This window comes from Nocardioides psychrotolerans, assembly GCF_943371775.1.
In the GTDB taxonomy this organism is placed as follows: Bacteria; Actinomycetota; Actinomycetes; order Propionibacteriales; family Nocardioidaceae; genus Nocardioides; species Nocardioides psychrotolerans_A.
The window spans coordinates 1-9,618 of the sequence record NZ_CALRWD010000116.1 but is presented as its reverse complement, the minus strand read 5'-3'; the positions used below and the strand labels follow the sequence as shown (position 1 = coordinate 9,618).

13 protein-coding genes and 1 pseudogene are annotated in these 9,618 nt (G+C 71.5%); 9 read left to right on the top strand and 5 right to left on the bottom strand.

What is annotated here, in order from left to right:
• The 3 genes and pseudogenes from AAG827_RS21270 to miaA form a co-directional block, all read right to left on the bottom strand.
• Positions 1-278: pseudogene (locus AAG827_RS21270) on the bottom strand (dihydrofolate reductase); the annotation flags it as partial.
• Positions 275-1,213 (bottom strand): helix-turn-helix domain-containing protein, encoded by a 939-nt coding sequence (locus AAG827_RS21265; protein ID WP_341928210.1) that lies wholly within the window; start codon positions 1,211-1,213, stop codon positions 275-277. The gene AAG827_RS21265 and the pseudogene AAG827_RS21270, both read right to left, overlap by 4 nt.
• Before the next feature lie 48 nt (positions 1,214-1,261).
• Positions 1,262-2,191: a tRNA (adenosine(37)-N6)-dimethylallyltransferase MiaA gene (gene miaA, locus AAG827_RS21260; RefSeq protein ID WP_341928209.1), complete on the bottom strand. Its 930-nt coding sequence runs from the start codon at positions 2,189-2,191 to the stop codon at positions 1,262-1,264.
• A gap of 45 nt (positions 2,192-2,236) precedes the next feature.
• Here miaA and AAG827_RS21255 point away from each other — a divergent pair, with 45 nt between their 5' ends.
• Genes AAG827_RS21255 through AAG827_RS21235 form a run of 5 tightly spaced genes read left to right on the top strand, consistent with a single transcriptional unit; the run spans position 2,237 to position 3,678 of the window.
• Complete coding sequence (locus tag AAG827_RS21255; RefSeq protein ID WP_341928208.1) at positions 2,237-2,440, top strand: Rv0909 family putative TA system antitoxin; 204 nt, start codon at positions 2,237-2,239, stop codon at positions 2,438-2,440.
• Positions 2,437-2,598, top strand: coding sequence for a hypothetical protein (locus AAG827_RS21250; RefSeq protein ID WP_341928207.1), 162 nt, complete (start codon positions 2,437-2,439; stop codon positions 2,596-2,598). Before AAG827_RS21255 ends, AAG827_RS21250 begins: the two co-directional genes overlap by 4 nt.
• Positions 2,595-3,077 (top strand): NUDIX domain-containing protein, encoded by a 483-nt coding sequence (locus tag AAG827_RS21245; protein ID WP_341928206.1) that lies wholly within the window; start codon positions 2,595-2,597, stop codon positions 3,075-3,077. The genes AAG827_RS21250 and AAG827_RS21245 overlap by 4 nt, the downstream gene beginning before the upstream one ends.
• 8 nt (positions 3,078-3,085) lie before the next feature.
• Complete coding sequence (locus tag AAG827_RS21240) at positions 3,086-3,403, top strand: hypothetical protein (protein ID WP_341928205.1); 318 nt, start codon at positions 3,086-3,088, stop codon at positions 3,401-3,403.
• Positions 3,400-3,678, top strand: a complete 279-nt coding sequence (locus tag AAG827_RS21235; protein WP_341928204.1) for a hypothetical protein — start codon at positions 3,400-3,402, stop codon at positions 3,676-3,678. Before AAG827_RS21240 ends, AAG827_RS21235 begins: the two co-directional genes overlap by 4 nt.
• Here AAG827_RS21235 and AAG827_RS21230 read toward each other — a convergent pair.
• Together AAG827_RS21230 and miaB are read right to left on the bottom strand one after the other, a co-directional pair.
• On the bottom strand, positions 3,641-4,486 hold the full coding sequence (locus AAG827_RS21230) for a hypothetical protein (RefSeq protein ID WP_341928203.1): 846 nt from the start codon (positions 4,484-4,486) through the stop codon (positions 3,641-3,643). The genes AAG827_RS21235 and AAG827_RS21230 overlap by 38 nt on opposite strands.
• 52 nt (positions 4,487-4,538) lie before the next feature.
• Positions 4,539-6,032, bottom strand: coding sequence for a tRNA (N6-isopentenyl adenosine(37)-C2)-methylthiotransferase MiaB (gene miaB, locus AAG827_RS21225; RefSeq protein ID WP_341928202.1), 1,494 nt, complete (start codon positions 6,030-6,032; stop codon positions 4,539-4,541).
• Between the two features lie 73 nt (positions 6,033-6,105).
• Between miaB and AAG827_RS21220 the strand changes: the two genes are divergently transcribed.
• The 4 genes from AAG827_RS21220 to AAG827_RS21205 all read left to right on the top strand — a co-directional run bounded on the left by AAG827_RS21220 (position 6,106) and on the right by AAG827_RS21205 (position 9,580).
• Entirely contained in the window at positions 6,106-6,909 is an 804-nt protein-coding gene (locus tag AAG827_RS21220) for a dihydrofolate reductase family protein (RefSeq protein WP_341928201.1), read from the top strand.
• Positions 6,906-7,802, top strand: a complete 897-nt coding sequence (locus tag AAG827_RS21215; RefSeq protein WP_341928200.1) for a dihydropteroate synthase — start codon at positions 6,906-6,908, stop codon at positions 7,800-7,802. The genes AAG827_RS21220 and AAG827_RS21215 overlap by 4 nt, the downstream gene beginning before the upstream one ends.
• Before the next feature lie 103 nt (positions 7,803-7,905).
• On the top strand, positions 7,906-8,676 hold the full coding sequence (locus AAG827_RS21210; protein ID WP_341928211.1) for an amino acid ABC transporter ATP-binding protein: 771 nt from the start codon (positions 7,906-7,908) through the stop codon (positions 8,674-8,676).
• 10 nt (positions 8,677-8,686) lie between these two features.
• Complete coding sequence (locus tag AAG827_RS21205; RefSeq protein ID WP_341928199.1) at positions 8,687-9,580, top strand: glutamate ABC transporter substrate-binding protein; 894 nt, start codon at positions 8,687-8,689, stop codon at positions 9,578-9,580.
• Positions 9,581-9,618 lie beyond the last annotated feature (38 nt).

Here is a 9,618-nt window from a genome sequence, read left to right as displayed (position 1 = left end):
AAGGTGATCTGCTCGCCGATCGGCTCCAAGGTGCGGTGGGTCATCACCCAGGCCGGGACGTCGTAGCCCCAGGCCTCGCCGGTCTCGGCCTGGTGGTCGGCGATCCACTGGTAGGTGGTGGCCCCCATGACCAGCGCACCGATGCCGGTGATGAAGTCGGCATAGCCCATCGGTCCGTCAGCGTCGACGTCCTGGGTCAGCAGCCAGTCGAGCGAGTCGCGCTCGTCGGCGATGAAGCCGTCGAGGCTCGTGGCGGTGTAGTAGACGGTGCGGGTCATCGCGCTCCTCCTGCTCCGGCGGCCCGTGCGCGGTCGCGCAGCCACTCGATGGGATCCCCGTGGTCGACCTCGAGCCCGCCGGCCCGCATCAGCAGCCGCGCGAGCTGACGCCGGTGCGCGGAGAAGGTCAGGACGTGGGCCACGACGCTGCTGAGCACGAAGCTCTCCGGCGGGTCGCACAGGGCGTCGACCAGCCGGTCGTCCCAGGCGCCTCGCCGGTCGATGTCGCGGACCGCCGCCCACCACCGTGCGCCGGCGACCTCGTGACGCGCCAGCAGCCCGGCCACGCCGTCGTCCCCGCGCGGGGGCAGGTCCTCCCCCTCGATCGAGGCGACCCACACCTCCTTGGTCCACACCAGCCGCTCCAGGACCGCAGCGACCGAGCCCTCCTGGCCGTCCCAGGCCAGCACGGTCGTGCCCGGCAGGTGCTCGTGGCGGTAGGCGGCCTCGTCGAGCTGCTTCGCCTGCTCCAGCAGGGCTCTCGTGTCGTCCAGGTCGTGCTGGAGGAGCTGGTCGGTGAGGGGGTTCATGGGCTGCTCGCTGGTGTGGACCCACAGCGACGTGGGTGGGTGGAAGTGGATGCCGTTGGGGGCCGGGAGCCAGGTGGCCGACCGCTCGCGCTCCCGGCCCGTGGAGATCGCGCTGGGCGGGTGGCCGTAGGCCCGGGCGAACGCCCTGCTGAACCCCTCGACCGACTCGTAGCCCGCGTCGAACGCGGCCTGCGTGACCGTCCTGCCGCAGCGCAGCTGCCAGGCCGCCCGCTCCAGCAGCACCCGCCGCTTCATCGCGACCGGCGGCTCGCCGGCGGCACGGCTCAGCTGCCGCGTGAAGTGGTGCGCCGACACGTGGGCGCCGTCGGCCATCTCGCCGAGCGTGCGGTGCTCGTCGTCGAGGACCGCGTCGAGGAGCTCGCGCAACCGGTCCCGTCCGTCCATGGACCCATCCTGGCCCGGGCCGCCCCCGTCGCGCCCGACCGTTCTTGCTCAGTCCTCGCGCGTCGCGCTGACGGCCGCCACCGCGGCCAGCGCCCGCTCGGCCCGGTCGGGGGCGTCGAAGGGCACCCAGACGATGCGCGGGTCCTTCTTGAACCACGCGTCCTGGCGCCGGGAGAACTGTCGGGTCGCGATGACCGTGCGCTCGCGGGCCTGGTCCAGGCTCAGGTCGCCGGCGAGGTGGGCGCGCACCTCGCGGTAGCCGATCGCCCGGCTCGCGGTCACCCCCTCGGCCAGCCCCTCGTCGAGCAGCCGCACGACCTCGGCGACGAAGCCGGCGTCGAACATCTCGGCCACCCGCTGCTCGATCCGCACGTCGAGGCTGGGTCGGTCGATCTCGAGGCCGAGCTGGAGCGTGTGCGGGTCGGCGTAGGTGAGCTCGGGCAGCGAGGAGGCATAGGGCTCGCCCGTGATCTCGATGACCTCGAGGGCGCGCACGACGCGTCGACCGTTCTCCCGCTCGATCTTGGCGGCGGCGACGGGGTCGATCGCGGCCAGTCGCTCGTGGAGCTCGAAGGACCCGACCGCCGCCAGCTCGGCCTCCCAGCGCGCTCGGACCTGGGGGTCGGTCGCCTGGAACTCGAAGCGGTCGAGGATCGCCCGCGTGTAGAGCGCGCTGCCGCCGACGAGCACCGGCGTGGTCCCACCGTCGCGCAGCCGGGCGGTCAGGTCACGTGCCTGCTCCTGGAAGTGGGCGACCGTGAGCGGCTCTCGGACCGTGAGCAGGTCGAGCAGGTGGTGGGTGATGCCGCGGCGCTCGGCGAGCGGCACCTTCGCCGTACCGATGTCCATGCCGGTGTAGACCTGCATCGCGTCGGTGTTGACGATCTCCCCGCCCAGGGCCTCCGCGACGTCGAGCGAGAGACCGGTCTTGCCGGACGCCGTGGCGCCGACGAGCGCGACGATCGGCGGTGTGGGCATGTGGCTAGTGTGGCAAGCACGATCCCCGACCGAGACGGAGGAGCCATGGGCTTCCTGGACGACGCGAAGAAGAAGCTGACCAAGGCGGTCGACCAGCACGGCGACAAGATCGCTTCTGGCATCGACAAGGCCGCTGCTGCTGCCGACAAGAAGACCGGCGGCAAGCACTCCGACAAGATCGCCAAGGCCACCACCAAGGCCAAGGACGGGCTGGACAAGCTCGACAAGAAGAACGACGACCTGACGTGAGCGAGACCCCCACCACCGACGACGACCTCACCGGCGAGCCCTTCGAGAAGCCCCCGGGCGAGCACCCCAGTGAGCTGCCCGACGCCGACGACGCCACGGACCCCTCGGGCACGCAGCGCGAGAACGCCGAGACGTCCGAGGACCAGCCGTCCCAGTGAGCGACGCCGGCACCGGGGCGCACGAAGGCCGCTTCGTGGTCGTCCCGGCCTCCTACGTCTACCTGCTCCGCGACGGTGTCTCCGGGCCCGAGGTGCTGCTCCAGCTGCGCCAGGGCGTCGACTACATGGACGGCCACTGGGCCGCCGCCGCGGCGGGCCACGTGGAGCGCGGCGAGACGGCCTTCGACGCAGCGCGACGCGAGGCGCTCGAGGAGATCGCTGTCGACGACCTGGCGCTGGAGTTCGTGACGACGATGCACCGCACGATGCACGCCGACCCGATCGACGAGCGGGTCGACTTCTTCTTCACCGCCCGCACCTGGAGCGGTGAGCCGCGCGTCGTCGAGCCCGAGAAGTGCGCCGAGCTGCGCTGGTGCGCCTTCGACGCGCTGCCGGAGCCGGTCGTGCCGCACGAGCGCTTCGTGTTGGACTCGCTGCGCACGGGTACCACCACTGCCTACACCACCTTCGGCTTCTAGGAGCACGCATGTCCGAGCACGAGTCCGACACCGAGTCCACCGAGGGGTCCGAGCTGGGCCCCAAGCCCGACGCGCAGATCGAGCCCGGCGAGCCCAACCCGGGCGGCGTCGACGCGACGCCCAACAGCGACGGCGTCGACGGCGAGACAGCCGAGGGCGACCCGCTGGCCCGCGACCTCGACCCGGACGACAACCCGGCCGTCGAGGACGTGCTGCCCGAGGAGGTCAGGCAGACCGAGGACACCTCCACCGAGGCCACCGAGTCCTCGGGCGACAGCGACAACACCGGCGCGGCCGACGAGGCCGACCGGGAGAACCCGGCATGAGCGGCACCGGCGACGACCACGACATCACCGAGTCCGACCAGGACACCGCCGGCGACATGGGCGTCAGCAGCGAGCGCGAGGGCCCCACCGGCCCCGGCCAGCACGGCACCACCGGCACCCGCGACACCAGCCCGGCTCCTCCTGGCGCTCCGGGCGCCGGCGCCGCCGAGGTCCCGCCGGAGCAGTCGGCGGACAGCACGGAGCCCGACGTCCACCCCGACCCCCCGATCCCGCCGGTCAGCGGCTGGTCCAGCTCGGACCCGCGCTCGGACTGACGCAGACGCCCGGCTGCGTCAGGGCTTCGCGGACGTAGGCCGCCTCGAACATGACGTCCTCCCAGGCAAACCGCAGCACCAGCCACCCGTGGACGACGAGAGCGTTGTAGCGCCGTGCGTCACGCTTGAGGTCGGCCCGCAGGTCCTCGTCGACGAGGTCCGGCCGCCCCAGGAACTCGGCCGGGCCGTAGATCGGCACCTGCGGGCGTACGGCCAACCCTGGAACATCCGCCGCGATGTCGCGCAGCACCGACTCGAACGGGTTGGCGGCCAGATGAGTGGCGGCACCGGCCAGACGACGCGCCTGCAGCACCCCGGGACCACGCGCCTGCTCGGCCAGGCGCACGAGCGTCCGGTGCGAGAAGCCGCCGCGCAGCGCCGAGTCGGCCACCGAGAGGGCCGCCCCTGTGTCCGGCAGGCGCAAGCAGTCGAGCAGCGTGCGCTCCCGCGAGGTCACCCCGTCGACCACGTCATCAACCGTCAGGTTGGCCCGGTGGAGCGTGAGTCCGGCTCGGTGGGCGGCGGTGACCTTCCTGTTTCGCGGGAGGGTCACGTTCGGCAACGTCGGTGGCAGCTTGACCGACCACCCCCAGTGCAACGCAGCGCTCTCGTGGGACACGGCGCCGCTCACCCGGTGCGCAGCGGTCCGGGCCGCATCGGCCTCCGGCACCGCGTAGCGACCTCGCGCCGGCGCCACGATCTCCCCCGAGGCCAGCGCCGTGTCGACCTCGAGCCTCGAGGTCACCTCGATGAGCGCGGCACGCGTGGCGACACCACCGAGCTGCACCAGCGCTTCACGGACGGACACCCGCCCAGCATCAACCGCTCAGGTGAGGAGCGCATCCGCTCCTCCACAGGCCTCAGCGACAGGCGGGCGCGTCGGGCAGAGGAGCGGGGACGCCGATCGTCGGCATCCCGAGCGTCACGCCGGAGCCGGCGGGGGCGTCCTGGCGGGCCTCCCACGCGTCTCCCGAGCGCGTGCGACGCACCGTCGCCACGCTGTCGGCGACCAGGTGGTGCGGCGCGGCGTAGGTGATCTCGACGGTGACCCGGTCGCCGGGGCGGACCGGCTCCGCGGGCGCCGCGAAGTGCACGAGGCGGTTGTCGGGGCCGCGGCCGGAGAGGCGCAGGGTGGCGGCGTCCTTGCGACCCTCGCCCTCGGAGACCATCAGCTCGACCTGGCGACCGACCAGCTGCTGGCTCTCGGCCCACGCGACCTCGTTGACGACGGCCACCAGGCGCTCGTAGCGGTCGCGCACCACGTCGGGAGGGACCTGGTCCTCGAGCGTGGCGGCGGGGGTGCCGGGGCGCTTGGAGTACTGGAAGGTGAAGGCCCCCGCGAAGCGGGCCTCGCGCACGACGTCGAGCGTCGCCTGGAGGTCCTCCTCGGTCTCCCCGGGGAAGCCCACGATGATGTCGGTGGTGATCGCCGCGTCGGGCATCGCGGCTCGCACCCGCTCGATGATGCCGAGGTACTTCGACGACCGGTAGGACCGGCGCATCGCCTTCAGGACGCGGTCGGAGCCCGACTGCAGCGGCATGTGCAGCGACGGCATCACGTTGGGCGTCTCGGCCATCGCCTCGATGACGTCGTCGGTGAACTCCGCGGGGTGCGGGGAGGTGAAGCGCACCCGCTCGAGCCCGTCGATCGACCCGCAGGAGCGCAGCAGCTTGGAGAAGGCCTGCCGGTCGCCGAACTCCACGCCGTAGGCGTTGACGTTCTGCCCCAGCAGGGTGATCTCGGAGACGCCGTCGGCGACCAGCGCCTCGATCTCGGCGAGGATGTCGCCCGGCCGGCGGTCCTTCTCCTTGCCGCGCAGCGCGGGCACGATGCAGAACGTGCAGGTGTTGTTGCAGCCGACCGAGATCGACACCCAGGCCGCGTAGGCCGAGTCGCGCTTGGTGGGCAGCGTCGAGGGGAAGACGTCGAGCGACTCCAGGATCTCGACCTGGGCCTCCTGCTGCACCCGCGCGCGCTCGAGCAGCACCGGCAGCGAGCCGATGTTGTGGGTGCCGAAGACGACGTCGACGTAGGGCGCCTTGGCCGTGATCGTCGCGCGGTCCTTCTGCGCCAGGCAGCCACCGACCGCGATCTGCAGGTCGGGGTTGGCGGCCTTGATCGGCGCCAGGTGCGACAGGTTGCCGTAGAGCTTGTTGTCGGCGTTCTCCCGGACCGCACAGGTGTTGAAGACCACCACGTCCGCCTGCACGTCGGCCGCCGCCGGCACGTAGCCCGCGGTCTCCAGGAGCCCGGTGAGCCGCTCGGAGTCGTGGACGTTCATCTGGCACCCGTAGGTCTTGACCTCGTAGGTGCGCGGAGGACTCTCGAGGGCGGTCTCAGGCGTGGCAGTCATGGCCGTCCCAGGGTACGGCGAGCGCCGCTGCGGGCCCGAATCCCGTCACCGCCCGCTGGCTACGCTGCAGGTCATGCGCCTGCTGCTGAACAGTGACGACCTGGCCCGGCTCTCGAAGGAGAACGAGGCCGACGAGGGGGTCGGCGACATCGACCTGGCGCGGGCCTATCCCTGGCCGGCCGAGGGCCCGTGGACGCGCGTCACGATGCTCCGCGCGCTCGACGGTGGCGTGGCCGGGCCCGACGGGCGCAGCCGCTCCATCTCCTCCGACATCGACCGCGAGGTCCTGGGCGAGGTGCGCCGGCTGGCCGACGCGATCGTCGTCGGCGCCACGACGGTGCGCCAGGAGCCCTACGGCCCGCTGAAGGCGGACCCCGACGCTGCCGACGAGCGCAAGGCGCTCGGGCTGAGCGAGGCGCCCGTGATGGTGATCGTCAGCGGCAGCCTGGACCTGCCGTGGTCGGAGGACATGTTCGGCCAGTCCTTCCACACCCCGATCGTCGCGACGACCGAGGCCGCGCCCGACGAGGCCAAGGACGAGGCCCGCAAGCACGCGGAGCTGCTGGTCCTGCCCGGCGACGACCTCAGGGCCGCCGACCTGGTGGCCGCGCTGCACGAGCGCGGGCTGAGGCGGCTCGTGTGCGAAGGCGGCCCCGGCCTGCTGACGGCGTTCGCCGCCGACGACGTCATCGACGAGGTCGACCTGACGGTCGCCCCCGTGATGCCCACGACCGTCATCGAGTCCTCCCCCGGCGACCTCGAGGCGGTGCCCGGCTTCTCGCTGGCCGGCCTGCTGCTGCACGACTCCTTCCTCTTCGCCCGCTACACCCGCGACCGCGAGCATGACCTGGCCGCCTCGGACGGGGACGCGTCGTGATCAGCCTCGCCGCGCTCGCCGAGATGGCCGAGGCGCACCGCGACACCCTCGACCTCCCGGTCGCGCCGGTCGTGCTGGGCGAGCGGGTCATCGACAGCGACACCACGCCCGTGGTCATGGCCACGCTCAACCTGTCGCGCGACTCGACCTACCGCGACTCGATCGCGACCAGCACCGAGTCGGCGATCCGGCGCGGACGGATCTTCGCGGCGCAAGGTGCCGACATGGTGGACATCGGAGCGGAGTCGACCAACGCCACCGCCACCCGCGTCGAGCGCCAGGGGCAGATCGACACGCTCGTCCCGGTCATCAAGGCGCTCACCGACAGCGACGTCGTCGTGTCGGCCGAGACCTACCACCCCGACGTCGCGGAGGCCTGCCTCAAGGCCGGCGCGAAGGTCCTCAACTTCACCGGCGCCGAGCACCAGGAGGAGTTCTTCGACCTCGCGGTCGCCTACGACGCCACGGTGATCCTCTGCTCGGTGCTGGGCTCCAACGTGCGCGACGTCGCCGACGTCGAGCGGGAGGCCGACCCCTTCCCCGGCTTCGTCGACCACTTCACCGACCGCGTCGCGCAGGCCCGCTCCCAGGGCCTGGAGCGGATCATCATCGACCCCGGCCTGGGCTTCTTCTACGGCAACCTGACCGTGCCGTCGGTGCGTGTCGACTTCCAGACCCGGGTGATCCTCCAGACCTTCCGGCTTCGCGAGCTGGGCCTGCCGGTCTGCCACGCGCTCCCCCACGCGTTCGACCTCTTCCAGGAGCAGTTCCGCGAGGCCGAGCCGATGTTCGCCGTCCTCGCCAAGCTCGGCGGCACCGGGGTCTTCCGCACCCACGAGGTCCCGCAGGTGCGCGCCGTCCTCGACGCGCTGCAGTTCCTCCAGGTGCGCTGAGAGGCCCCGTCGTACGACGAGCGGGCAGGTCACGGCTCGGCATCACCCGAGTCGCCACATAGCCCATAGGGACTATCTACGGCTAGTGTCACCGGCCATGACCATGGTGGAGGGCGAGTCACGCCCAGCGGAGACCGGTGAGCCCCTCGTGGTGCTCGAGGGCGTCAACAAGTGGTTCGGCAAGCTCCACGTCCTCCAGGACATCAACCTGACGATCAAGCGCGGCGAGGTCGTCGTCGTCATCGGCCCGTCCGGCTCGGGCAAGTCGACGCTGTGCCGGGCGATCAACCGGCTCGAGACCATCGACGAGGGCTCGATCACGCTCGACGGCCAGCCGCTGCCCCAGGAGGGCAAGGCGCTGGCCAACCTGCGCGCCGAGGTCGGCATGGTCTTCCAGAGCTTCAACCTCTTCGCCCACAAGTCGATCCTCGAGAACGTCACGCTAGGCCCGATCAAGGTCCGCAAGAAGTCGAAGGCCGACGCCGAGAAGCGCGGCAACGAGCTCCTGGAGCGGGTCGGCATCGGCCACCAGGCCGAGAAGTACCCCGCGCAGCTCTCCGGCGGCCAGCAGCAGCGCGTCGCCATCGCCCGCGCCCTGGCGATGGAGCCCAAGGTGATGCTCTTCGACGAGCCGACCTCCGCGCTGGACCCCGAGATGATCAAGGAGGTCCTCGACGTCATGGTCGACCTCGCCGAGCGCGGGATGACCATGGTCGTCGTGACCCACGAGATGGGCTTCGCCCGCACCGCCGCCGACCGGGTGCTCTTCATGGCCGACGGCCAGGTCGTCGAGGAGAACACCCCCGAAGAGTTCTTCACCAACCCCCAGAGCGATCGGGCCAAGGACTTCCTCGGCAAGATCCTCAAGCACTAAGGAGATGCAGATGCGACACATGAGGATCAAGGCCGCCGTGGCCGCTCTCGGGCTGAGCCTCAGCCTGGCCGCCTGCGGCGACGCCGGCAGCGACGCCGAGGGCGTCGACGTCGAGGCCGCTGACGTCAGCGCTGACGACTTCGAGGCCGGCTCCGCGATGGCCGAGATCGCCGAGGCTGGCGAGATCACCGTCGGCGTGAAGTACGACCAGCCCGGGCTGGGCTTCCAGGACGCCTCGTCCGACATCCCCACCGGCTTCGACGTCGAGATCGCCAAGCTCATCGTGGCCGCGCTCGGCATCGACCCCGAGTCGGACTCCGTGACGTGGGAGGAGACCATCTCCGACAACCGCGAGCCCTACCTCGAGGAGGGGCGCGTCGACCTGGTCCTCGCGTCGTACTCGATCACCGACGAGCGTCGCCAGATCGTCGGCCAGACCGGCCCCTACTTCATCACCGGCCAGCAGATCCTCGTCGCCGCCGACAGCGACATCACCGGCATCGAGGACCTCGAGGGCGAGACGGTCTGCTCCGTGACCGGCTCCACCTCGCTCGAGAACGTCGAGGCCGCCGGCGCCGTGGGCGCCCCCGCCGACACCTACTCGCAGTGCGCCGAGGACGTCCTCAACGGCACCGTCGAGGCGATGTCGACCGACGGCTCGATCCTGCTGGGCCTCGCGGCGCAGAACGAGGGCGAGCTCAAGGTCGTCGGCGAGGAGTTCTCCGAGGAGCGCATCGGCGTCGGCTACAGCCTCGAGAGCCCCGAGATGTGCGAGTTCATCAACGGAGTCCTCGAGGACTCCTTCGAGAGCGGCGCCTGGGCGGAGGCCTTCGAGGCCACGCTCGGTGGCGACGGCGTCGAGACGCCGGAGCCGCCGGCTCTCGACGAGTGCCCCGCAGCCTGACCTGACCACGGCGTCGGGACGGCCGCTCACGCGGTCGT

Coding starts and splice junctions, on each gene's coding strand:
- AAG827_RS21265 (WP_341928210.1), bottom strand. CDS start 1,213: ATGGACGGACGGGACCGGTTGCGCGAGCTCCTCGACGCGGTCCTCGAC.
- miaA (WP_341928209.1), bottom strand. CDS start 2,191: ATGCCCACACCGCCGATCGTCGCGCTCGTCGGCGCCACGGCGTCCGGC.
- AAG827_RS21255 (WP_341928208.1), top strand. CDS start 2,237: ATGGGCTTCCTGGACGACGCGAAGAAGAAGCTGACCAAGGCGGTCGAC.
- AAG827_RS21240 (WP_341928205.1), top strand. CDS start 3,086: ATGTCCGAGCACGAGTCCGACACCGAGTCCACCGAGGGGTCCGAGCTG.
- AAG827_RS21235 (WP_341928204.1), top strand. CDS start 3,400: ATGAGCGGCACCGGCGACGACCACGACATCACCGAGTCCGACCAGGAC.
- miaB (WP_341928202.1), bottom strand. CDS start 6,032: ATGACTGCCACGCCTGAGACCGCCCTCGAGAGTCCTCCGCGCACCTAC.
- AAG827_RS21220 (WP_341928201.1), top strand. CDS start 6,106: ATGCGCCTGCTGCTGAACAGTGACGACCTGGCCCGGCTCTCGAAGGAG.
- AAG827_RS21210 (WP_341928211.1), top strand. CDS start 7,906: ATGGTGGAGGGCGAGTCACGCCCAGCGGAGACCGGTGAGCCCCTCGTG.
- AAG827_RS21205 (WP_341928199.1), top strand. CDS start 8,687: ATGCGACACATGAGGATCAAGGCCGCCGTGGCCGCTCTCGGGCTGAGC.